The sequence below is a fragment of the Gordoniibacillus kamchatkensis genome (genome assembly GCF_000829455.1).
Taxonomy (GTDB): domain Bacteria; phylum Bacillota; class Bacilli; order Paenibacillales; family NBRC-103111; genus Gordoniibacillus; species Gordoniibacillus kamchatkensis.
This window is the reverse complement of record NZ_JXAK01000028.1, coordinates 60546-82304: the sequence shown is the minus strand read 5'-3', so window position 1 is coordinate 82304 and position 21759 is coordinate 60546. Positions and strand designations below refer to the sequence as shown.

The 21759-nt window shown below is 56.1% G+C and carries 20 protein-coding genes and 3 pseudogenes; 9 read left to right on the top strand and 14 right to left on the bottom strand.

Annotation, left to right across the window (positions count from 1 at the left end; all coding sequences use genetic code 11):
• The 6 genes from SD70_RS16680 to SD70_RS16655 all read left to right on the top strand — a co-directional run bounded on the left by SD70_RS16680 (window position 1) and on the right by SD70_RS16655 (window position 4050).
• On the top strand, window positions 1-1014 hold the full coding sequence (locus SD70_RS16680) for an aldose 1-epimerase (protein WP_041048658.1): 1014 nt from the start codon (window positions 1-3) through the stop codon (window positions 1012-1014).
• Between the two features lie 120 nt (window positions 1015-1134).
• Window positions 1135-1953, top strand: a complete 819-nt coding sequence (locus SD70_RS16675; protein ID WP_041048657.1) for a helix-turn-helix transcriptional regulator — start codon at window positions 1135-1137, stop codon at window positions 1951-1953.
• 77 nt (window positions 1954-2030) lie between these two features.
• Window positions 2031-2399, top strand: coding sequence for a VOC family protein (locus SD70_RS16670; protein WP_041048656.1), 369 nt, complete (start codon window positions 2031-2033; stop codon window positions 2397-2399).
• A 31-nt stretch (window positions 2400-2430) separates the two neighbouring features.
• On the top strand, window positions 2431-2724 hold the full coding sequence (locus tag SD70_RS16665) for a YciI family protein (RefSeq protein WP_197081065.1): 294 nt from the start codon (window positions 2431-2433) through the stop codon (window positions 2722-2724).
• 102 nt (window positions 2725-2826) lie between these two features.
• Entirely contained in the window at window positions 2827-3462 is a 636-nt protein-coding gene (locus SD70_RS16660) for a histidine phosphatase family protein (RefSeq protein ID WP_041048654.1), read from the top strand.
• 66 nt (window positions 3463-3528) lie between these two features.
• Window positions 3529-4050 (top strand): Crp/Fnr family transcriptional regulator, encoded by a 522-nt coding sequence (locus tag SD70_RS16655; protein ID WP_041048653.1) that lies wholly within the window; start codon window positions 3529-3531, stop codon window positions 4048-4050.
• Here the strand turns inward: SD70_RS16655 and hmpA are convergent.
• From hmpA to SD70_RS16640, 3 genes and pseudogenes are all read right to left on the bottom strand, one after another.
• On the bottom strand, window positions 4047-5306 hold the full coding sequence (gene hmpA / locus SD70_RS16650) for an NO-inducible flavohemoprotein (protein ID WP_041048652.1): 1260 nt from the start codon (window positions 5304-5306) through the stop codon (window positions 4047-4049). The two genes, SD70_RS16655 and hmpA, sit on opposite strands and share 4 nt — an antisense overlap.
• 106 nt (window positions 5307-5412) lie before the next feature.
• A pseudogene (gene aspA, locus SD70_RS16645) lies at window positions 5413-6851 on the bottom strand (aspartate ammonia-lyase).
• Between the two features lie 19 nt (window positions 6852-6870).
• Window positions 6871-8136 carry a cation:dicarboxylate symporter family transporter gene (locus SD70_RS16640; RefSeq protein ID WP_041048651.1) on the bottom strand — a complete coding sequence of 422 codons (1266 nt, stop codon included), beginning with the start codon at window positions 8134-8136 and terminating at the stop codon, window positions 6871-6873.
• Window positions 8137-8446: 310 nt separating this feature from the next.
• Here SD70_RS16640 and SD70_RS16635 point away from each other — a divergent pair.
• Window positions 8447-9216 (top strand): annotated as a pseudogene (locus SD70_RS16635) (sulfite exporter TauE/SafE family protein).
• Window positions 9217-9497: 281 nt separating this feature from the next.
• Here the strand turns inward: SD70_RS16635 and SD70_RS16630 are convergent.
• A complete protein-coding gene (locus SD70_RS16630) occupies window positions 9498-9785 on the bottom strand; it encodes a hypothetical protein (RefSeq protein WP_231571252.1) in 288 nt (95 codons plus the stop codon).
• A gap of 109 nt (window positions 9786-9894) precedes the next feature.
• Here SD70_RS16630 and SD70_RS16625 point away from each other — a divergent pair, with 109 nt between their 5' ends.
• Window positions 9895-10431 (top strand): hypothetical protein, encoded by a 537-nt coding sequence (locus SD70_RS16625; RefSeq protein ID WP_041048649.1) that lies wholly within the window; start codon window positions 9895-9897, stop codon window positions 10429-10431.
• Window positions 10432-10474: 43 nt separating this feature from the next.
• On the top strand, window positions 10475-10936 hold the full coding sequence (locus tag SD70_RS16620; protein WP_041048648.1) for an OsmC family protein: 462 nt from the start codon (window positions 10475-10477) through the stop codon (window positions 10934-10936).
• Between the two features lie 89 nt (window positions 10937-11025).
• Here SD70_RS16620 and yyaC read toward each other — a convergent pair whose 3' ends face one another.
• From yyaC to SD70_RS16580, 10 genes and pseudogenes are all read right to left on the bottom strand, one after another.
• A complete protein-coding gene (gene yyaC / locus SD70_RS16615; RefSeq protein ID WP_041048647.1) occupies window positions 11026-11556 on the bottom strand; it encodes a spore protease YyaC in 531 nt (176 codons plus the stop codon).
• 129 nt (window positions 11557-11685) lie between these two features.
• A pseudogene (locus SD70_RS38160) lies at window positions 11686-12242 on the bottom strand (HD-GYP domain-containing protein).
• Between the two features lie 58 nt (window positions 12243-12300).
• Window positions 12301-12762 (bottom strand): response regulator, encoded by a 462-nt coding sequence (locus SD70_RS38155; RefSeq protein ID WP_231571251.1) that lies wholly within the window; start codon window positions 12760-12762, stop codon window positions 12301-12303.
• A gap of 21 nt (window positions 12763-12783) precedes the next feature.
• A complete protein-coding gene (locus SD70_RS16605; protein ID WP_082053430.1) occupies window positions 12784-13158 on the bottom strand; it encodes a response regulator in 375 nt (124 codons plus the stop codon).
• A 5-nt stretch (window positions 13159-13163) separates the two neighbouring features.
• A complete protein-coding gene (locus SD70_RS33465; RefSeq protein WP_052487543.1) occupies window positions 13164-13616 on the bottom strand; it encodes a response regulator in 453 nt (150 codons plus the stop codon).
• Complete coding sequence (locus SD70_RS33460) at window positions 13613-15547, bottom strand: MHYT domain-containing protein (RefSeq protein WP_197081064.1); 1935 nt, start codon at window positions 15545-15547, stop codon at window positions 13613-13615. Before SD70_RS33460 ends, SD70_RS33465 begins: the two co-directional genes overlap by 4 nt.
• A 226-nt stretch (window positions 15548-15773) precedes the next feature.
• On the bottom strand, window positions 15774-16910 hold the full coding sequence (locus SD70_RS16595; protein ID WP_041048646.1) for a response regulator: 1137 nt from the start codon (window positions 16908-16910) through the stop codon (window positions 15774-15776).
• The gene (locus SD70_RS16590; protein ID WP_041048645.1) at window positions 16891-20022 is read right to left on the bottom strand and encodes an ATP-binding response regulator; all 3132 of its coding nucleotides are present in this window, start codon (window positions 20020-20022) and stop codon (window positions 16891-16893) included. Before SD70_RS16590 ends, SD70_RS16595 begins: the two co-directional genes overlap by 20 nt.
• A gap of 150 nt (window positions 20023-20172) precedes the next feature.
• A complete protein-coding gene (locus SD70_RS16585; RefSeq protein ID WP_041048644.1) occupies window positions 20173-20466 on the bottom strand; it encodes a hypothetical protein in 294 nt (97 codons plus the stop codon).
• A gap of 289 nt (window positions 20467-20755) precedes the next feature.
• Window positions 20756-21742: a polysaccharide deacetylase family protein gene (locus tag SD70_RS16580; protein WP_231571250.1), complete on the bottom strand. Its 987-nt coding sequence runs from the start codon at window positions 21740-21742 to the stop codon at window positions 20756-20758.
• Window positions 21743-21759: the final 17 nt, after the last annotated feature.

The window sequence follows — 21759 nt, the reverse complement described above, 5'->3', positions numbered from 1 at the left end:
GTGGCTGCAAACGATAACGCTAAAGCATGGGAAGCGGATTATTACGGGGAGCGCGCCGTCTGGCTCAAGGCCGGACGGTACGAGGCGGCGCTGCTGCCGGATACCGGCGGCAACCTGATCGCGCTGCGCGACACGGAGCACGGGCTGCGGTTTTTGCACGAACCGGGGGCAGAGGAACTGGAAGCGTTCAAAAACCGCCCGGTTATCCACGGCATCCCGGTGCTGTTCCCGCCGAACCGGTTCGAGGACGGCACGTTTACGCTCGGCGGCAAGACGTACAAATTCCCGGTTAACGAGACGCAACGGAACAACCATCTGCACGGGTTCTTGTACGACATTCCTTGGAACGTGACGGGTTTCGGCGCCGCGGAGGAAAGCAGCTTCGTGGAGATCGAGCAGAACGTCGACGAAGCGCACCCGGTTTATAGCCATTTTCCGCACCGGTTCCGGTTCCGCATCCGTTACACGTTGTCGGAGCAAGGGCTTCATCAAGCGGTGGAAGTAACGAACGAAGGCGGCGAGCCGATGCCTTGCATGGTTGCGTTCCACACCTCGGTTAACGCCCCGTTCGCTCCGGACGGCAGCGCGGACGACTACAAGCTGAAGCTTTCGATCGGCAACCGCTGGGAAATGAACGATCGGATGCTGCCTACGGGGAACTTCCAGCCGCTGACGCGGGACGAAGAGCTGATGGCGTCCACCGGCGTGTACCCGTTCTTCGGCTCGATGGATAACCATTACACGGCTGTGCCGGTAAACGGCGTCCATCTCATGACACTGACCGACACGAAGCTTGGTATTCGTCTCGTCTACGAAGCCGACCCGGCGTACAAGCAGTGGATGATCTGGAACAACAACGCAACGCCGGGCTTTTTCTGCCCGGAACCGCAATCGATGCTGGTCAACGCTCCGAACTCCGGCCTGCCGCCGGAGCAAACCGGAATCGTCATGCTGGCGCCCGGCGCCGCATGGCGCGCCGAGTGCCGGCTGTACAGCGAGACTGTGGGCAAGTGAGCCCCCGCAGCCGAGCGGTGAGTCTACGAAACGAACCGCACACTTTCTCCGATTGGGCCGCCTGGTATGTGCTATAATAGACAAAGTCGATTCATTCATAGGCGTCCAAGGCGGTGAAACATGGCGCAGGATCTTTCGTTTAAGGTCTTCAGGCCTCATCCTCGGCTGCAGCCCTACATCGGCTCGATTTTCGCACTCGAGACGAAGGCCGGACTCCCCAAGAGCGAGTTCAGCATGATCGCTCCGAACGGTCAAATCAAGCTGGTAATTCCTTATAAGAACAACATGAGGAGTACAATCGGCGGTGTTGAGCGTGAACATCAGGAGGCTTCTTGCTTCGTCATCGGGCTAACGACGCAGGCCGCCCTCATCGACAGCGATCTCGAATACGGCAATTTATGCGTCGAATTCAAGCCGCAGGGAGCGTACCGTTTTTTCGCGATCGCTCTAAACGAACTCACCGACGGCATCTTCGACTCGCAAAGCGTGTTCAATTGGCCTGGCTGGAAGCTTCAGGAACGAATTTCCGAGCTGCAGGACCTGGACGGCAAAGTCCAGTTCTTGCAGCAATTTTTATTGCAAAGGCTTGACGCACTGATCAGGTCGGATCCGATTACCGATTATGCCGTGGACCGTATCGTGGCAACCGGAGGATTGATCCGAATAAACGACATCTGTGACGAGATCGGCTGCTCCCGCAGGTACCTGACCGCCAAATTTGCGGATTATGTCGGCCTGAGCCCGAAGGAATACAGCTGTCTTGTCCGATTTAACCGGATCTACAAAAACCTCAATCTTAATCCGGCAGCGGTCCGAAGCGATGGCGATTATCACGACCAGTCCCATTTGATCAAGGAGTTCAAGAAGTTCACCGGCATTACGCCGGGGGACTATATTCGCCGGAGCAACCGTCTGGGAACGATTTTTTTCAATGAATAAGTTGTTCCCATTTTTACAATACAATCGGGCGCCGCACTGATAAGATGTGGACAAACATCTTTCAGGAGGGTTCGAGTATGAAACATTTGTTGAATTGGGTGGAAATTCCGGTCTCCAGCTTGGAGCGGGCTAAAGCGTTTTATTCCGCGATCCTGGACATGCCGATGGAAGAGCTGGAGATGGGCGAATTGCGCTATGCTTTTTTCAGCGTTGAGGATTCGCATAATAACGGAGCTTTAGTGCAGGGGCCGGATTATATGCCGGGACATGCGGGCCCCGTCGTGTACTTGAACGGCGGCAACGACCTGAATGCGGTACTGGGCAAGGTTGAGGGATCGGGAGGAAGCATCCTGATGCCGAAAACGTTCCTTTCCGATATGGCTGGCTATGTGGCTCTGTTTATCGACACGGAAGGAAATCGAATCGGCATCCAGAGTATGGCATAAATAGTTGACATGAACAGTGAGGATGGAGAACATGCATTTCATGATCAAGTATCCGCCGAAGAGACCTACATTCGCGCAGGACATGACGGAAGCGGAAAGGGAGATTATGGGCCGGCATATCGCTTACTGGACAGATCTGATGGACAGGGGCCATGTTCTGGTGTTTGGTCCGGTGCAGGCCCCCGGAGGCTTCTACGGCCTGGGGATTGTGGAGGCAGACAGTGAAGAACAGATCCGCGCCTTTATTCAGGACGATCCTGCTATCCGGGCGGGGTTAATGAACACGGAGTTCCATCCTATGCAGGCGATCGTGCCGAAGAAATGAAAGAAATCATTACTTACGACAAACTTTAACGGTGCCAAAGCAAAAAAAACGGGACTCCTTGCTGCTGAAGGAGTCCCTGCCTCATGAAAAGAGGGTTCGGCGATGAGCGGAAAAACTACCATTTACATAGTTAGACACGGGCAGACCGCATGGAATGTCGAGCATAGATTTCAAGGCCATCAGGACTCCCCCCTAACGGAGCTCGGAACGAAACAAGCCGAATGGTTAGGGGAATCGCTCCGAAATGAGCGAATCGATACCATTTTCTCAAGCTCAAGTCCCAGGGCTCGCAAAACAGCTGAACTCATAAGAGGCGCAAGGGACCTTGACATCATGGAAAGCGGCGCTTTGATGGAGATTCATTTGGGAATCTGGGAAGGCCTGACTCAAACCGAGGTTAAGCAGCTCTATCCGGAGCAATTGGATTATTTCTGGAACGATCCGGGCCAATTTCGCGTGCCGGGAAGCGAAACGTTTCAGGAGGTTTCCCGGCGCGCCGTCGACCAATTGCACCGCATAATTGGCGAAAACGAGGACAAATCTATTTTAATCGTGACGCACACCGTAGTAGTCAAGCTATTGATGGCCCATTTTGAAGACCGCCCGCTGAACCGGATCTGGAATCCTCCGTACATCCATCCGGCATGTTTATGCAAGGTTGAGATCGGGATGAATCAACCGGAAATCATTTTGCATGGGGATATTAGCCATTATAAAGAGGCGGGAAGCGAAGACTGATATGATAAGAAAAGCGAAAGGCCGGGCGTGCCGGCTTTCGCTTTTCTGCATGATGGAGGCTTTCTTATGATACTGCATAAAGGCGAGGTCTTGTTCCGTCAAGGAGAAACGGGGCCTCTGTATCGTCTCAGAAGCGGTTTGCTCAAAATCGTTCGAGTCCATCAAGACGGCTCGCAGATTTTGGTCAACATGATCGTGCCGGACGAAATTATACCTCATCATTCCCTGATCAGCCCGAATCCTTATTACGGTACCGCCGTGGCGGTCGTTACTTGCGAAGTTGACGTTTTGCCGGAGGCGGAATGGTACCGGGAGCTGGAGCAAGATCCGGACCGGTGCCGGTTCGTCGCTTTGCAGCTGCAGGACAAATTGCGGATGATGCAGCAGCGCATCGACCAGCTCACCGAAGTGTCGCCCGCCGAGAAGCTCCGAAAGCTCCAATCCTGGTTCCATACTTACGTCGCTCCGGACAGTTTGACAGACGTGCTGACGCAGGACGAAATCGGCCAGTTCATCGGGCTTCGCCGCGAGACGGTCAACCGGCTGCTGCGCAGCCAAGCGGAAACGCCGCAGCGTTCCGAGTCTTAGCGTTGCCCCGCAGCGACTTCCGGATTCGCGTTTGCGGCATCTTCCAAATTGCCGGTCGGACCGAAAAACTCATAATGAATATCCGCGGCGGCAACTCCCCATTCCTTTAACAAGCCGTTCAACGCTTGCATAAACGGAACGGGACCGCAGAAGTAGAAGCTTGCTTCTTTTGTCGGAACGACTTTCTGAAGCCATGGCAAGTCAATATACCCCTCTTTGTCGAATGCATTCAGCTCCTTGTCGCGCTGTGCCGGCTTCTCATAGCTCCAAAAGACGGACACGTGCGGCGAACGGCTCGCCAACTCCTCGACTTCTTGTTTGAGGGCATGAACATTCCCATTCCGAGCGGCGTGAAGAAAAGTCGCTTTGCGGGTGGAGTTCGTGACGGCCAGCGTGTTCAGCATGCTGACCAGCGGTGTCAAACCGACCCCGCCGCTGATGAACACGACAGGCCGAGTATCCTCCTGATCCAGGGTGAAATCTCCGGCCGGAGCCGACAGCCACAATACGTCGCCTTCGCCGACATGCTCGTGCAAGTACACCGACACTTTGCCCGCCGGCCGGCCGTGAATCGCGTCTTCCCGTTTCACGGAAATCCGGTAATACGGTTTGCCCGGAGCGTCGGACAGGCTGTACTGGCGAATATGCGTATGTTTTTCGCCCGGTATATCCATCTTCACGCTGATATACTGCCCTGGCTGGAAGGAAGCAAGAGCTTGCCCGTTCTGCGGCACCAAATAAAACGATGTGATGACGTCGCTCTCCCGGACTTTGCTCTTCACGACAAACGGCCTGAATCCTTCCCAGCCGCCGGCCTGTTCCTCGGCCTGCCGGTACATATCCGCTTCGACCCCGATAAAGGCGTTCGCGATGGCGCCATAAGCTTCCGCCCAAGCCTGTAGGATGTCTTCGCCAGCCGCGTCGCCGAGCACATCTTTAATGGCGGCAAGCAAATTTTTGCCGACGATGGGGTAGTGCTCCGGCTTGATGCCGAGACTGCGGTGCTTGTGCGCGATTTGCTTCACGACAGGCAAAATCGTCTCCAGCTTGTCGATATGCTGCGCCGCCGCGTAGACGGCGTTGGCGAGAGCCGTTTGCTGCCGGCCCTGGCTTTGATTCGCATGGTTGAAAATGTTCAGCAGCTCCGGATGATCGGCAAACAGCAGCTGATAGAAACGTTTTGTAATATCAGTCCCGTGCTTCTCCAGAACGGGAACGGTGGATTTGACGATAGCGATCGTTTTGTCGCTAAGCATGTGACTCTCCTCGCTTTCATAGACTTGACATGAATCAAGTATATAAATCGAGGTGCCCGGCGCATGTGATTTCAATCACAGCAAATAGCAACGATCTGTGAAAAGCTTATTTGTCCCGCTCCAATAACGAGGCTCCGGCAATGCCGGGTGTGTCATTTCATACGGGTTCAGGATGACATCGAGCTCTTCCTCGGTCAATACCTGATACAGAAGACAGAGCTCCCGCACCGGACGGCCCGTCTCGATCGCTTCCCGCGCGATTCTGGCCGAAGCCTCATAGCCGAGGTGCGGATTGAGCGCGGTAATAATCCCGACGCTGTTCTCGACGTACGCCCGGCACCGCTCCACATCCGCCTCTATCCCTTCCAGACAGAACGAAGCGAACGCTTGAAACGCCTGATTCATGATGCTGAGCGATTGCAGCAAATTGAAGAACAGGACCGGCTCCATGACATTGAGCTCGAGCTGCCCCGCTTCCGCCGCCAGGCAAATCGTATGGTCGTTGCCGATCACCTGGAAAGCGACCTGATTGATGACCTCGCACATGACCGGATTGACTTTCCCCGGCATGATGGACGATCCGGGCTGGCGCGCCGGAAGCCGGATTTCGCCGAAGCCGGCGCGGGGGCCGGAAGCCATCAGCCGGAGATCGTTGGCCATTTTGGACATATTCATCATGCATACTTTGAGCGCCGCCGAAACTTCCGTGTACACATCGGTGTTTTGCGTAGCGTCGACCAAATCTTCGGCGCTGCGGAGCGGAAATCCGCTTTCCTCGGCAAGCAGCTCCACGACGCGGCGAATATAACGGGGATCGGCATTAAGCCCTGTTCCTACCGCGGTAGCCCCCATGTTCACTTCGTACAAATGCGTTTTGGTTTTCTCGATGCGCCCGATGTCCCGTCCGATAAAGCGGGCGTAAGCCGCAAACTCCTGGCCGAGCCGGATCGGCACCGCATCTTGCAGATGGGTGCGGCCCATTTTGATGACGCTGTCGAATTCCTCCGCTTTCCGCTGAAATGCATCGTGCAATTCGTGCAACGTGTCCAGCAGCTTGTTCAGCAGCGACAGCGCCGCAATGTGCATAGCTGTCGGAAACGCGTCGTTGGTAGATTGCCCTTTGTTTACGTGCGAATTCGGACTGACCGTAAAATAGTCGCCTTTCTCGCCCCCGAGCAGTTCAAGCGCGCGGTTGGCAATCACTTCGTTGGCGTTCATATTGATGGAGGTGCCTGCACCGCCCTGAATGGGGTCGACGATAAACTGCTCGTCCCATTTGCCGCGAATCACCTCGTCCGCCGCCTGGGCGATCGCTTCGCCCAGCCGCGGCGGAAGCTGCTTGATCTCCATGTTGGCAAGAGCCGCGCATTTCTTCACGATGCCTAAAGCGCGAATCAATTCCGAATGAATCCGGTAGCCGGTAATCGGAAAGTTTTCCGCCGCGCGCATCGTCTGAATGCCGTAATAAGCGTCTTGCGGGACTTCCTTGTCGCCGAGAAAATCGTGCTCCACCCTCGTAGGACCGTTCGCTGCAACTGATTTCATCATCGTTTCATTCCTCCTGTTATGCGGCTTTTTTGATCGATTCGATAAACTTAAGGCCCTTGATGGAGTCGTACTTGCCTTCCCACTTCGACATAATGACCGCGGCGAGCGAATTGCCGACGACATTCACGACGGTTCTCGCCATATCGAGAATGCGGTCGATGCCGGCGATAAACATGAGCCCCTCCAGCGGTATGCCTACGGAACCGAGAGTAGCGAGCAGCACGACGAACGAGACGCCGGGGACGCCGGCAATGCCTTTGGAAGTGACCATCAGCACAAGCACCAGCGTGATTTGCGTGGAAAGCGGCATATGGATATGGTACATTTGGGCGATAAAGAGCGCCGCCAGCGACTGGTACAGCGTCGAACCGTCGAGATTGAACGAATATCCTACCGGGATGACGAACGATGTAATAGCCTTGGGGCAGCCGAACTTCTCCATCTTCTCCATGACCTTCGGCAGAACCGATTCGGAGCTTGCCGTGGAGTAAGCCAGAATGATTTCTTCCTTCAAAATTTTCAAGATGGACAGGAGGCTCGTTCCCGCCATTTTGGCGACGGCGCCGAGCACGACGACGACGAAAAACAGCATCGCCGCATAAACGGAAACGACCAGTTTGCCCAGCGGCAGCAGCGAGCTGACGCCGAACTTCGAAACGGTGACGCCGATCAAGGCGAATACCCCGACCGGAGCGAACTTCATGATCTGGTTCGTCACCCAAAACATCGCTTCCGACGCGCCTTGGAAAAAGCTGATGACCGGCTTCCCTTTCTCGCCGACCGCCGCTACGCCCAAGCCGAACATGACGGAAAAGAAAATGACGGCCAGCATATCGCCTTTCATCAAGCTTTCAAAAAAGTTCGTCGGCACGATGTTCACGAACGTATCGGCAAGGCTGTGGCTTTGCGTCGAATGGGCCGTATCCACGTAGCTTTTAATATCCGTTTTGGCCAAATGGCTCATATCCACGCCCGAGCCCGGATGAAACACATTGCCGAACAGCAGCCCGACAACGATAGCGGCCGTCGTCACGATCTCGAAGTACAGAATCGTTTTGCCGCCCAGTTTGCCGAGCTTCTTGATATCGCCGACCCCGGCGACGCCGACGACCAGCGAGGAGACGACGATAGGCACGACGATCATCTTGATCAGTCTCATAAAGATGTTGCCTAGCGGATTCAAATAAGTTTGCAGCGTAGGGTTTCCGTAAAATACGATGCCGGCGATAATGCCGAGTATAAGGCCGACTACAATTTGCAGCGCCAAACCAAATTTCTTCATGGTGCATGTCTCCTTTCTTGTAAACGCTTTCTGCGATGCGAATGAGTTGATGAAACGTTTATGAAACTCAAGTCTAATGATATTGTAAATGGCGGTCTACACAAACCTACGTATTTCGACAACAACTATTTTTATTTTAAGGGGTATGAGCTGTCCAGGCAAAAAAAAGCCGGAGGCGCCGCATCCGGTCTTTCTCCGCTGCTGTATTCGGCCGTCAAAACTTTTGTTTCCCCCCTTTCGCTTTTCCCGCTATCGCCTATACTGGTACGTGTTCGCGGCATTATTCAAGCACCGAGGAGTTGCTGTCATCATGGATCATCCGTCATTGCAAATGCTGCTGTTTCTGATCGGCTCCGGCTTCGTTGCCGCCTTTATCGATTCGGTCGTGGGCGGCGGCGGGCTCATCTCCGTGCCGGCGCTGCTGTTCACGGGGCTCCCGCCCAATCTGGTGCTCGGCACGAACAAGCTTGCCGGCACGATGTCGTCGCTGACGAGCACGATCTCGTTTCTCTCATCCGGCCGGATCGACCGCAAGCTGGGGCTGCGGCTGTTCCCGCTCTCGTTTTCGGCGCCGCCGGCGGCACTTATCTCGTGCACCTCATCCCCGCCGATTTTCTGAAGCCGCTTGTCATTATCATGCTGATCGCCGTGCTGATCTACACGCTGCTGAAGAAAAAATGGGACGGCCTCTCGACGTTCTCCGGGCTGAGCGGCTGGCGCGGCGTTGCGATCGCCGCCTGCGCTTTGGCGCTCGGCGTCTATGACGGCTTCTTCGGTCCGGGGACGGGTTCGTTTCTTATTTTCATGTATTTGCTGGCCGGCTTCGATTTCGTCGGGGCGTCGGCGAACGCCAAAGTGCTCAATTTCGGCTCCAACCTGGCCAGTCTCGCTACGTTTTTTGCTCTCGGCTCGGTCAACATCTATTACGGCTTGCCGATGGGCATCGCCATGATCGCCGGCGCCCTCGTCGGCACGCGGCTCGCCGTCCGCAAAGGCAGCGCGTACGTGAAGCCGCTGTTCATCATCGTCACGACGGTGCTCATCGGCAAACAGCTGTGGAGCGTGTTCACGGGATCGTGAAGGCTGCTTCGCAAGCAAAAAGGCGAACATAGAAGCCGCGTATGGTCAACCGCATTTGACGAAAAAACAGGCTGTTCCCAAAGTGGAGGCTCCCACTGCGGTAACAGCCTGCTTTTTATGTGTGCTGATGCTCCAATAGCTCTCACAGCAACTTCAGCGGACCGATTGCGTGAAATCGCGTTGCAGTTGCGCTCACTGCAATTGCAGCACGAGCAAGAAAGCACGCGCCGCGCATATACATAAATGAGTCGCCTGCAACTCCCCGCAACCGAGTCCTTGCCTCAGCTGCAGCGCTGCAGCGCCGCGCTTCCTTCCGCTGGCACCTGCTTGATCTGGTTGCGTTTGAACTCCTGCCACGGGTCGAGCGCCACATGCGGGTTGCTGACACCGCCAATGTCGTCCCAGTCGCAACTCACGAGAACGTGCGGCATCGTGCCGGCAAACATGCCGCAGCCTTGGCAAAAGCGCTGCAGCTGCTCGTCGTCCAGCTTGACGACGCGGTTGCGCAGGCAGCAGTATATTTCCCCGTTCTCGCTGCGGTAGTTGTGATGGCGGATGATCGACATCATTGTCCCTCCTGTCAAAAAAGACATGTAATTACAATCTATGCTTCCTATGTTAAAATAATGTCGGACATGTGTCGGCACCCTCAAATTAAACTCGGAGGCTTTATCGTTCATGAACCATGCTGTATCGCTCTTGTTTGTCGTCTTGGCCGTCGGCTTCGGCATTTATCGCCGCATCCGGCGCACGGTCGGCTTCCAGAAGCTGGAGCCGCGCCGCTTCATTTTCCGCTGCGTACTGTTCGCCGCGGTCGGACTGCTCGTTTTGGCCATGGCGGTGGCGCGGCCTGTTCTGCTGGCCGGCGACGCCGTCGGCATCATCTGCGGGCTGACGCTCGCTTATTACGGTATCCGCCACCTGAAATTCGAGAAGCGGGAGCAAGGCTGGTATTACCGCACGCACGGTATCGTCGAGGCGATTGTGCTCGTGCTCTTCATCGGCCGCATCGCGTACAGGCTCATTGAGATGGCACTGCTGAATCCCGGCGTGCCGAACTCTGCGGCGGCCGGCGGCGCCGGAGCGAACCCGTACGGGGATCTCTCCCGCGACCCGATCACATCGGCGGTGCTGTTCGTTATCGTATCGTACTACTTGACGTTCTTTACGTATTTGCTGGCGAAAGGAAAAACGCTCGAAGCCGCCGGTTCATGACGGCTCGCTTTCGGCTTCATTACTCGCAGACGGAGGAATGGACATGGCGGAGAAAGAAACGTTTCGTTTCACACTGCAAGGCGTCTGGTCGGGAGGACGCCGCGGCGTAGGCTCGATCTCGACGCGCGGGATGACGGCGCAAGTATCGATCCCCGCGGATATGGGCGGCCCGGGCATCGGCACGAATCCCGACGAGCTGCTGCTTGCCGCCGCAGCCAATTGCTATTTGATCACGCTGGCGTCGGTGCTCGAAAACCGCAAGCTGCCCATGCGCCGGCTGACGCTCGTGTCCGAAGGCGAGGTCGAGCGCGAGGGCGGACGCCTGACGTACCGCCGCATCGTGCATCGCCCGACGATCGAGCTGGACGGCGAGCTGTCGGCCGAGCGGCGCGAAGAGGCGCTGCTCGCCGCCGAGCGGGCCGAGAAAGCGTGCATGATCTCGCAAGCCGTGCGCGGCAACGTCGAGGTCGCGGTGGAAGCGATCGTGCGCAAATCCGGCAATTGACGATAGCGCACAAGCGCACAAATGGCCCGGCGCCCCCCGATTGGCGGGCGCCGGGCCATTTTGCCGTTCATGTATTGACTCTCACGCTGTTACCCGCCTCGGCGCATCGCTGCGGCGATTGCCGCGGCCAGCTGCCGCGCCATCGTCAGCACGTGATGGAGCGAGGTGCTCTGCAAAATATGGATCTGCCGCGGCCCGTCCGCATTGACGATAGCCGCCACCGCATAATCGCCGACGACGGGCAGCGCTTTGCCGACCGATTTGCCTGGCACGAGCGGCTGGTTCGATACTTGGAACAAGCCGACCGAAGCCGGCTGACCGAGACAAGCATCAATGGCGACGACGGTCGCTCCGGCCGGAATTTCCGCCAGCCGCTCCCCCAAATTGCTGGCGTCGCAAGGATGCTCCAGCGTGCCGATGACATGCGGGCAGCCGGCCTCCTGCAGCATCGTGCCGACGAGCGGCCCGAGCGCGTCGCCGGTCGAGCGGTCCGTGCCGATGCAGACAAAAGCGACCCGCTCCGCATCCAAGCGGCCGTCCGTCCCTATGCTGCGGAAAAACTCCGGGAGCCGGTCGCCCTTCATTTTGCGCCAATATTTGTCCTCTGTCCGGTAGGCCATGCGGCTTCCCTCCTGCGCCGGAATTTAGCTTTATTGTTTCACAACGATGCACGCCGTGTCTACAGACCGAACGCAAACAACCCCGTCTCCTGCTAGAGCGGGGTTGTTTGTCGCGCGTTCCGCGCGTTTTTATCCGGTTGGCTCTTCAGCCGCCCATTCCATGAGCGGTCGGTCCGAAAGGTTGAACGTTTCATACACATCAATAAACGCATCCACGATTTGCGGATCGAAATGGAATCCGCGCTGCTTCTTCACCTCGTCGACGGTTTCTTGCGGCGTCCACGCTTTTTTGTAAGGCCGCTCGTGCGTTAAAGCGTCGTAAAAATCGGCAAGCGCCACGATGCGCGCCTCGATCGGAATCGCCTCTCCTGCCAGCCTCCCGGGATAACCGGAGCCGTCCCATTTCTCGTGATGCGATCCCGCTATCGTTCGGGCCATTTTGAGCACGGCGAAGGAGCTTCCCTCCAGTATGGTAGCGCCGATCGTCGTGTGGGTCTTCATGCGCTCGAACTCTCCCGGTTCGAACGTCCCGGCTTTAACAGCAGGCTGTCGGGAATGCCGATTTTCCCGATATCGTGCAGCGTTGCCGCCATGCGAATCATGTCGGCGTGCCTTGGCGAAAGGCCAAGCCGCTCCGCGATCAGCCCCGACAACAGGCCGACCCGTTGCGTATGCCGTCCCGTCATGTCGTCCCGGTACTCCGACGCACGCCCGAGAAGCTGCAAAATCTCCATCTGGGCCCGCTCAAGCTCTGCCGTCCGTTCCCGGACTTTTTTCCTCCAGCGTTTCGCTGTGGCGCTGCAATTGCAAATGAAGCTGCCTGGTTTTGAGCAAATTGTTGATGCGCAGTATGACTTCCGTTCGATCGTAAGGCTTTGTCAAAAAGTCGTTGACGCCCGCCTGCAGCCCCTGCTGCTTGGCTTCCGACGTCATGTCGGCAGTCAGCATCAATACGGGCAAATAACTTTCCGCGCCTGTATGCTCGCGGATCAGATTGAGCACTTCGAGCCCGTCCATTCCCGGCATGTGCAAATCGAGCAGCACAATGTCCGGGTCGATCTCCGTCAGCAATTGCCGGATTTGCCGGGGATCCATTGTACTGTATAAGTGCTTGAAGCCCGCCCTGCTTAAAATTCGCTCCAATAAAGAAATATTATATTCCTGATCGTCAACGATTAAAATATTCGCGAGCTTGGTATCGTTCATCGAAATTCTCCGTTTCGTCGCTCATTCATTTCGATTGGCGAGTGCGGCATTGATTTTATCAAGCAAGCGCGCCATGACAACCGGCTTCGTGTCGAAATCGTCGCAGCCCGCTTCGTACGCCTTCTCCTGATCGCCCGCCATGGCGTGGGCAGTTAAGGCAATGACCGGTATATGCCGTGTCTCCGGCGAGCTTTTGAGCAATCGGGTCGCCTCCCATCCATCCAGAACGGGCAAGCTCAAATCCATCAGAATGACGTCCGGACGCTCTTCCAGCGCGAGGTCAACGCCCCGTCTGCCGTCTTCAGCCATGACGACCCGATATCCGCTGCGGGATAAACGCCGGGATAACATATCCCGGTTCATTTCGTTGTCTTCGACCAGCAAAATGGTGTGCAAACCGGTCAACCTCCTTCCTCCACCGAAACGGCGATGAGTCTGTGAATTTCCGCCATCAGATTTTTGTGATCGAACGCCCCTTTTTGAATGACGTCTTGCACATAGCCGTTTAATTTCTGCCGCTCATCGGGCGTTATCGACTTGGCCGTAACCACCACAACCGGGATGGAACGCCACACTTCTTGTTTTTGCAATTCCGTGACCAACTGGAAGCCATCCATCTCCGGCATCATCAGGTCAAGCAAAATCAGATCGGGCGTCCGCTTCCTTATATAATCCAATGCGCTCAGCCCGTTCCCCGCTTGCGCAACGGTGTATCCTTCCTTCTGCAGCAGGCGGGTCATCAGTTCGCTTGTTGCCTCGTCGTCCTCAATGACAAGAACGGTGTGGTCGGTCCGGCTTTGGATGTACTTGTTCATCACGCTGATGAGCCGCTCCCGCTGCACCGGCTTGGTCAAAAATTCGGCGGCGCCGAGCGCATAACCGAGCTGCCTGCGCTTGTCATCGACCAGATGACTACGGGGGTGTCCTGCAGCTCAGGATCGCTCTTGATTGCGGACAGCACGCTCCACCCGTCCATGCTTGGCATCAGAATGTCCAGGCAAATCACTTCCGGCCTAAGCTTTTTGGCAAGCTGCAATCCTTCCGGGCCGCTCGTCGCGAATGCCAGCGTCCAGCCTTCCTTGGCCAAATACCGCTGCATCAACTGATGGTTGAAAGGTTCATCGTCGATAAGCAAAATGCTGGCCGGATGCGTATTTTCCGGCTTCGCCCGCTCGTCTGCCGTTTTGTCCGCAGCCGGAACATGTCCGGGAGGGGTTGCGGGAAGCCAGCAAGTAAATGTGCTGCCGCTTCCAAGCTCGCTGTCGACCTCAATATCGCCGCCCATCAGACTGCAGAACCGTTCGCTGATCGCCAGGCCAAGTCCGGTGCCTCCATATTTGCGCGTCGTCGACGAATCGGCTTGCGAGAACGGTTGAAACAGCTTCTCGATCTGCTCGGGCGTCATGCCGATTCCCGTATCGCGGACGCGGAAGCCGTAACCCGGCACATGATTTTTGGTTAGCGGATATACATCGAAACCGACCGTGCCGCCCTGGGTAAACTTGCCTGCGTTGCTGAGCAAGTTGATCAAAATTTGCCGCAGCTTCGTCACATCCGTCGTCATTTCGCCTGCGGCGGAACGGATTTCAAACCGGTTGCCACCCTTTTCAACCAGCGGTTTGACGGTCGTCACCACGTCCTGGGTCAAGCCGGCCAGATCGCATGTCTCGTAGAAAATGTCCATTTTGCCCGCTTCAATTTTCGAAATGTCCAAAATATCGTTGATCAGCGAAAGCAGATGGTTTCCGGCTTTCCGAATTTTGCCGAGGTCTTCCGCGAACATCGGCTCGCTGAGCTCCTCCGCTTCTTCGATCAGCATTTCGCTGTACCCTATGATCGCATTAAGCGGAGTTCTCAGCTCATGGCTCATGTTGGCCAGAAACTGGCTTTTGATCATATTCGCTTTGATCGCTTCGTCATGTGCTTTTTCAAGCTGCGCCGTCCGTTCCTTCACGAGCTGCTCCAAATTTTCGTTCAGCATGCGCAGCTCCTGGTTCATAAAATAAATTTCGTGCGCTTTCGCTTCGATTTCCGAATCTTTGCGGGAAAAACGATTGGAAATAAAGATGCCGAACAGGGACAAGCCTAACGTGAACAAAGTGCCTCCCGCGATGAAATAAGCGAGCCATTTCTGGTCCAGCACAACCCCGTTAGCCGCTGCCGCTTGGGCGTCCAGGTGAAATTGAGCCGCCGCCATCCCCGTATAATGCATGCCGACGACCGCGGCGCCCATGACCAATCCGCTTCCGGCCTTTTTCCACCCTTCGCCCCCGGATCCCCCCTGGCGGAAATACAGCGATAACCAAAGCGCCGCGAACGATGCGGCCAGCGCGATCAACACCGACAGCGCGAAGTAGAACGGATCGTATGTAATTCCGACCATCATGGCGGCCATTCCAGTATAGTGCATCGTGCAAATGCCGATGGCAAGAAACACTCCGCTGACAAACAAGCGGCGAAGCGTGATGTGGGGTTGACCAACGACGAACAAGGCGATGAACGACCCGACCATGGCTGCCAGTACGGACAATACAACCAGTTTCAGATCATAGGCGACCGGAACGGGCAGCGAAAAGGCGAGCATTCCGACGAAGTGCATCGACCAGATGCCCATGCCCATCGCAACGGCCCCGAACGACAGCCATAGCCACCGGCTCCTTCCTCTTGACGTGCTAATTCTTCCGACCAGATCAAGCACCGTATACGAAGCTACGACGGCAACGACATACGAAAATACGACCAGCATAAAATCGTACGAACCGTGAACATGTTCCATGTGCTCCATTTGCAACCATCTCCCGTAGTAAAAATGCGATATGCGTTCATTTGTGCCGGCCGGCAGCAGCATGAGCCGCTTCCTTTTGCCTTATTTCGGCATTTTCAGCCATTCCGACAAACATATGCCATGTTATTGATAGGCCTAAAGTCCTTTTTTCCATTATACAGGAAGGATTTGAAACTTTTCTGAAACAAAAAAAGGGCGCCGCCAAGGCTGCCCAAACAGGCCGAATTCACAATAATGGGGATGCGCCGTTTTTCCAATCGTCAAACCACTTTCGAATCGAAGCATGAGGCTCCAGCCCCATTTCTTGACGAAGCATATGTTTCAGAAGCTCATATTGCTTTTCCACGGAGGAGCGGTCGGACAAACGGTCGTAGATGAGCATCAGTTCGAAATAAACGCTTTCCTCGGAAGGAAGTACGCTTTGAACCCGCAAGTAATGCGCCGCGGCTTCCGTAGCCATGCCTCGTTCCAGATAGCCGCTCCCGATTTGCTTCGCATGCCGCAGCCACATGGCCCGCAGCCTGCGCCTCTCCGTCTCCGCCCACAGATACGGGTATGCCGCAAGATAATCTCCTTGATAGAGGCAGGATAGCCGCACATGAAATTCCAAATTGTCCGGATCCGGAACGGGAGCCCCCTGCATCTGTTTTTCCCATTCCTCCGCATCCACCCGATTGCCGTTTATATCCAGCATGTAGCCGTCTTCGACGTTGACGATCCGGACATCGATTTGCTCGTCATGCAAAAGTTTGCGCATTTGATATATAGCCGTATAGAGCTGCATCATTCCTTTTTTCCAATCGGTATCGGGCCATAATTGCTCCAGCAGAACGTGCTTGCGCACCGGCTTTCCCCGGTGCTGAAGCAAATAGGCGAACAGCTCCTGCGCTTTGTAAGTTTTCCAGCGCAGCGACAACGGTTCCTTCCCGGCGATTTCAAACTGCAGCGAACCTAAAGTGCGTATGAGCAGCGATCCGCCCGACGGCGAGCTCTGTGTCCGGAGCTTGGCTCGTTCACTGAGCCGGGCGACTGTCCGCGCCAGGCGCTCGGCATGGAGGGGCTTCAAAATGTAATCGATCGCGTTCAATTCAAACGCTTTGACGGCGTATTCATCGTAGACAGTAACGAATACGATCATCGTGTCCGGGTGCCTCGCCAATATTCGTTCCGCCAGCTCGATGCCGCTCATTTCCGGCATTTCGATATCGAGAAAGACCGCCTCCGGCCTGCTCTTGTCCGCATGCTCGAGCGCCAGCTTCGGATTTCGAAACTTCCCGGCAATTTCCACGCCGCCGATTCGTTCCAGCTCCCCGGCCAAATGTTCCAGCGCGAGAGGTTCGTCGTCAACCAGCATCGCTTTCATGACAACCCACCTTTCCAATAGGCAGCCGGATATCAATTTCGGTGCCTTGCTCCGGCCTGCTTTTGATCGTTAATCCATAGCCGAACAGCTGCTTCAAACGCCGGTCGATATTTCGAATGCCGATCCCTTCGCCCGGAGAACTCTGGAACAAGCTCTCGAGCTTGGCGGGGACCATGCCGACTCCGTTATCCTTCACCAGAATCCGTATATCCCGTTCATCCCGGGTAACCTGGTTGCGGATATGCCCTCCGTTCGCTCTGCGCATAATGCCGTGCCGCACCGCATTTTCCACGAGCGGCTGGATCGTCAGCGGCGGGATGCGGAAGTCCGGAGCGGTTAGCAGTTCAATGTCGAACGTCAACCACTCGGCGAAGCGGACTTTTTCGATATGCAGGTACGATTTGACGAGCCCCAGCTCTCTCTCGAACGGAATAAGGGGTTCGGAATTGTCGAAGCGGAAGCTCTCCCGCAAGTAGTGGCCGAATTCGTTCAGCAAATCCGCCATCCTGTCCGGCTGGCGCTTGCTCAAAGCCGCAATCGAGTTTAACGTGTTGAACAAAAAATGGGGCTTGATTTGGGCTTGCAAAAATGCGAGCTCCATCCGGATCCGCTCTTGGGCCGAACGTTTCATGTGCAGCAAAGTGCGGACGCGGACGCGCAGTTCCGACGCTTCGATCGGCTTGGTCAGGAAATCGTTCGCTCCCGCCTGGCTGGCGGCGATGGCATGATCCGGGAAGCCGGCGGAACCGAGCAAAAGGACGGGAAGCTCGAACAACGAATATTGCTCGCGTATTTTGCGGCATATGTCGACCCCGGACATTCCCGGCAAAATGCGGTCCACAATGACCAGGTCCGCTTTTTGTTTGCGCTGCATCCAATCGAGCATAGCCGTGCCTTCCCGGAAAAAGGCCAGCCGGTAGCCGTCCAACGACAACAATTTCGACAAAATTTGCAGGCTGAGAGGATCGTCGTCCACCACAACGATATTCGCCGCATCCGTCCCCTTTGCAGCTTCTTCCGGGAACGCCGGCCGGGAAGCCCCGCTTTCGGGATCCGGGGGCGTTCGGCCGGACAAGCTGTTGCCGAGGAAATCGTCCGGGGCGGGTTGGGGCGCGGCTTCCGCGGATGGAATAGCAGCGGCAATCGGCAAAGCGAACGAAAATACGATTTGCGGCCCCGCCCGATCGGTCTCCGTATCGGCTGCCGCCCGGACGGCCAGGTGCCCGCCGTGCAGCTCGATCAAATCTTTAACGAGAAAAAGCCCGAACTTCGCTTCCTCTTGCGCCGATATATATTTCGCATCCGCCCGTTGCAAAAAAGTTTGAATTTCCGTCTGCAGCTCCGCCGTTATCCCGTTGCCGCTCATGATCGTGCGAAGCTCGACAGCTCCTTGTCCGGGACGCGCGCGAAAGCATACCGTTCCTTCAGCCAAAGTCTTGGCCGCAAATTGAATCATCCCCGACAAGATTTGATGCAGTCTCTGCTCATCGGCGAAAAGCGGAGGCAAATCCGCTTCAATGCCGTTCTCAAGCTTCACATTGTCCCCGAAGAAGGCCGCATATCGAAATCGTTCGATAGCATCGTTCACGACGGCAGCCAGCTCGATCGGCCGTTTGCGGAGCGCAATGTCGCCTTCGCGCAAGCGCGAGAAATCGAGCAAGCCGCTTGCCAGCTGTTTTGCCGTCCAACCGATTGATGTGATCAGGCGCAAATCGCGCTTTTGCTCGGGAGAAAGCCCTTTGCAGGAATACAGATTGGCATCCGCAATGCTGATGATGGCGTTCAAAGGAGTCAGCATCTGCTCCGAAATGCGTGCCATGAAGTCGTTCCGGAAACGGTCCTTGCGCTGCATTTCTTGCGATAACGCCTTTGTTTTTCGATATAAGCGCACATATTGCTGCAAAAAGAGGATGGAGATGGCGGCGCAGAAGCCGACCATCTGGATGAAAAACCATAGATTCGCTTCGCTTGCCCCGGATTGGAAATGCAAATTCAATAGCGCAAGCACCGAGAACAGGACGAAGGAGCAAAACTCGATCCAAGAGTTGTCGCTCAGGCGCAAATTCCGGAACAAAGCAACGAGCACCCAAACGTGCACGGCGGCCGAGACGAATACCCAGCATTGCAGAAGTACCGTAATCGCCGGCGTGGGCAACAGAAACGTGCAAATTGCGGAAACAGAGGCGAGCAGGAGCAATCCCCGTTTGAACAAAAGACTTCTTATGCCCTCATTCCGACGGCAGACAAACAAATACAAGCAAACGGTGAAGCCAATTGCTGAAAGGCAGTAGAGTTGAGCGACCGAGTGATAAGACAGGCCGGGCCACAACCGCAGCAGCCATCGCTCTCCCTGATCCGACAAAGCCAATGCGTTGCACAGGAAAAAAAGCGATAGACAGATCCACCCGTTCCGAGGCGCCTGAACCTGAATGATGGCGAAAATAAGAGCGAATAAAAGATAAACGATAATGATTCCGAATTCGAAAGCGGCTATGCGCCCGCGCTCTTCATTGAGGAGGGCCGGCGGCCCCATTTCGATCGAATGAACGATACCGCCGCTGACGGCATGATCGTAATTGGCGACCTGTACAAATATGTCAAAGCTCGACTGGCGAATTTCTTTGTAAGCGATGTAAGGGGCGACCCGGGGCACATTGCGGGCACGGTCGTCCGAAGGGCTGCCGCTTGCTCCGATCTCTTCATTGCCGATGAACAACCGATGCGCAGAACGAACGAGCGGAACCCGGAAAGCCCACAGGCCGGCATCGTTTTGATCCATAACGACATGCAAACGGTACGTTCCGTAGCCGAACGCTTTGCCGCTGACAGCCCCGTTCCATTTGCCGGGCACCTGCACCAAACGCGAAGGGCGGTCTCCTCCCGTATTTCCCCGAACATCGGCATCCGTTACCCACTCTTCCGGGTAAAATTCCCATTCCCCGCTCAATTGGATCGCCTGCAGCTTCCCTTCGCTCCAGCCGCGCAGATCGAGAACGCCCTCCCGGGCTCGGGGCTGGTTGTCCGAACCGGCAAGAGACAACATATTTCCGCAAACAAGCACAATGACGAATGCGAATATGAATATGGTACTGGAAGAGCGTCTATTCTTCATTTCGTTGTATCTCCATACTAACGGCGCCGATGCCGCCCTCTCACTGTTAGTTCGTATATCGGCCGTTCGCCCCTCGAATTGAAGAACATGACGGAAAATGCCCCTGTACTTGCCGCTCAGGCATGTACAGAGGCATTTTGCGCAAGCTTGTTACACCAAGTACACGATCGCCGTAATGTCGGGCAGCATATGCACCTTGAGCACGTGGCGCTCGGCATCGTGGGATACGGTTCCGCTGCCGACCGCGAGCACTTCTTCCGTGCCGAGCCCGTAAAACAGGTCGTCCGCCAGCGTACGGATGCATTCGGTTCGTTCCGCCGGCTCCAGCTCCTGCCAGCCCTCTTCCGTCATTTCAAAGCACGTGTACAGATCGTCGATTTGCCCTAAGGCGTCCGAGAAATCTTTAATGATGTCACCGTACGCCCGGCCGAATTTCACGCCCATCGCATCGCCTCATTTGCATCGTCTTGCTTTCATTTATACCGCGAATTGTAAACAAATGCAAAAATTGCGGCTTCCCGAGAAAAGCGGAGCGGAGGATGGGAATGTGGTTCTGAGAGCTACAAGTTTTGCGCAGCAAAACTCGCTTGGTAAGCATAAGCCTATGAACTCGTGTTCCCACCTCGTTTTCATATTTGAGGGAACACGAGTTCAAGGACGCCGGAGACCCACATTCTTAGGTCCGCAGCGCAGCCCTACTTACTAGGCAGCCTGAACAATTGCGGTTTGCGGACTACGGCTGATAGGCGGGAATATTGACAAGCTGGGGTACGGTCCGGAACGCATATCCCCGTTTATGCAGCTCGTTTACGACCACCGGGATCGCATCGACGGTGCCTTGCAGGTTCTCGCCGACGCCGCCGGCGCTGTGCTGCAAAATGATGGAACCGGGGCGGGTATTGGACAAAATGTTGGCCGCCACCTGCCTGGCGTTCAACTGCATCCAATCGAGGGAGTCGACGTTCCAGAAGATGATTTTTTTCTTCAGGCGAATGACCTCCTGCACGACCACGTCGTTCAAAGCGCCGTACGGCGGCCGGAACAACGCCGTAACTTTGCCGGTTTCCCGCCGGATTACGGCGTCCGTGCGCTCCAGCTCCGAGCGTACCTCATCGGCAGTAAGCTTCGTCAAATTGGGATGGCTCCACGTGTGGTTACCGACAATATGACCTTCCCGCACGATGCGGCGCAGCACGTTCGGGAATCGCTCGGCGCGGCGGCCGAAAATGAAGAACGTCGCTTTCACCTTTACCCGGGCAAGTTGGTCGAGCACTTTCGGCGTCCACACGTCATCCGGTCCGTCGTCGAACGTCAGCGCCACTTCTTTGGCCTCGGGCCCGCGCAGAACGATTTCGTTCGGGTAACGTGCCGACCAATCGACGTGCTCGACGTGGGGCGGGCGCTCTTCGGGCCGCTCCGGCCCGCCCGCGTGCGGTTCGACCGGCTGTCTGAACAGCAGGCCCGGTACCGGCACGCCCGTCGCACCGGGAACGCCGGGAGCGTAAAACGCGCCCGCAGGTACGTTCAAGCCGGGCCCGTAAAGTGAATAAACGTACGGCAGCGGCGGATGCATGCGCGGACCCACATAGATGCCGCCCGGGACAAACTGGCTGTAAGAGCCATACGGCGCATAAGGCTGCGGGATCGGCGCATTGCCTGCAGCGGCGCCGCCGGCGGCTGCGGCATCGCCGGAAGCGTGGCCAGGGGATGGATTGGACATATGAATCACTCCTTCAA